The following is a 1,918-nucleotide window of genomic DNA, read 5'->3' as shown; positions in this document are numbered from 1 at the left end:
GGCACCGCAGACAGCGGGCCGCGGCCGCCGACGACCGCGAGATCGCCCGGCTGCGCACCGAGATCCGCGCCCACCCCTGCCACGGCTGCGACGAGCGCGAGGACCACGCCCGCTGGGCCGAGCGCTTTCACCGGCTGCAGCGCGACACCCGGCAGCTGGAGCGGCGCATCGAGGGCCGGACGAACACCATCGCCCGCACCTTCGACCGGATCGTCGCGCTCCTCACCGAACTCGACTACCTGCGCGGCGACGAGGTGACCGAGCACGGCAAGCGGCTCGCCCGGCTCTACGGCGAACTGGACCTGCTGGCGAGCGAATGCCTTCGCGAACGGGTCTGGGAGGGGCTCAAGCCGGCCGAACTCGCCGCCTGCGTCTCGGCCCTGGTGTACGAGTCGCGGCAGGCCGACGACGCCGTCGCGCCCAAGCTGCCCACCGGCAACGCGAAGGCCGCCCTCGGCGAGATGGTCCGCATCTGGGGCCGTCTCGACGCCCTGGAGGAGGAGTTCCGGATCAACCAGGCGGAAGGCGTCGGGCAGCGCGAGCCCGACCTCGGCTTCGCCTGGGCCGCCTACCAGTGGGCCTCCGACAAGAGCCTCGACGAGGTGCTGCGGGAGGCCGGGATGCCGGCCGGTGACTTCGTCCGCTGGTGCAAGCAGGTCATCGACGTCCTCGGCCAGATCGCGGCCGCGGCGCCGGCGGAGAACAGCACGGTCTCCAAGAACGCGCGGAAGGCCGTCGAGGGGCTGCTGCGCGGGGTCGTCGCCTACAGCTCGGTGAGCTGACGGGCCGTCCGGCACGGATGTGGAACGGCCCGGGAGCGGTCTCGGTCCCGGGCCCGGTTCCGGTCGACAGGAAGGGCCCCGGCGCGCTGCCGCGCCGGGGCCCTTCGCCGTCAACACGGCCGCACGGGCGGAGCGTTGCGGGACCGCCGTCCGTCCACAGGCGGTTGTCCACAGGGCTGGCGCGGGGGCGGGCGGTCGGCTTGCATGGACTCGCACACACGCACAGGGGCACCGCCAGTTGGGGAGGGGACGTACGTGACCACACAGACAGGTCCCGGCGCCGGGACACGCGCGCATCCGGCCGCGACCATCACCGAGGGCCCGCGCGGCGTGCCGCTCCTCGGGAACCTGCCCGCCTTCGGCAAGAGCCCCCTCGCCTTCTTCGAACAGCTCCGGGCCCGCGGAGACATGGTCCGCTGGCGCTTCGGGCGCGGTCCCGCCCTCTTCATCGCCGACCCGGACACCATCGGGGAACTCCTCACCGAGGTCGAGCGGACCTTCGACCAGCCCGACCTCGGCATCGCCTTCCGCACCCTCCTCGGCAACGGCGTGGTCGTCGCCAAGGGCGCCGACTGGCGGCGCAGACGCTCCCTCGTCCAGCCCTCCGTCCGCCCCAAGCAGGTCCGCTCCTACGCGGAGACGATGAGCGAGTGCGCCGTCGCCCTCGCCGACCGCTGGACCGACGGACAGCGCGTCGACATCAAGAAGGAGATGGCGGCGCTGACCCAGCTCATCGCCGTCCGCACCATCTTCGGCGCGGACACGGCCGCCGACGCGGGGGCCATCGGCCGGGCCATGGACGTCGCCCAGAAGGAGATCGGTGCCGAGTTCAGCGGCATCGGCGCCCTGCTGCCCGACTGGGTGCCCACCCCCGGGCGCGCCCGTGTCAAGCGGGCCACCGCCGTCATCGACGCCGAGGTGTCCCGGGTGGTCGCCCGCCACCGGGCCGGGGGCACCGACCGTCCCGACCTGCTCAGCCGGCTCCTGGCCGCCCGGGACGAGACCGGCGCCCCCCTCTCCGACCGGGAGATCCGCGACGAGACCGTCACCCTGTACATCGGCGGTCACGAGACCACCAGCTCCACCCTCGTCTGGGCCTGGTACCTCCTCTCCCGCAACCCCCGGGTCCGCGCCGC

The 1,918-nt window shown here is 73.7% G+C and carries 1 protein-coding gene and 1 pseudogene; both read left to right on the top strand.

All coding sequences use genetic code 11. From position 1 onward, the window contains the following. Window positions 1-782, top strand: a pseudogene (locus RIF68_RS35555) (RNA helicase); the annotation flags it as partial. 255 nt (window positions 783-1,037) lie between these two features. Next, on the top strand, window positions 1,038-1,918 hold an 881-nt coding region (locus RIF68_RS35550), incomplete at its 3' end, for a cytochrome P450 (RefSeq protein WP_375165797.1).

The organism is Streptomyces sp., from assembly GCF_031178505.1.
Lineage (GTDB): Bacteria > Actinomycetota > Actinomycetes > Streptomycetales > Streptomycetaceae > Streptomyces > Streptomyces gulbargensis.
Note: the sequence above shows the minus strand (reverse complement) of the source record. Positions and strands in the feature narration are given on the sequence as shown.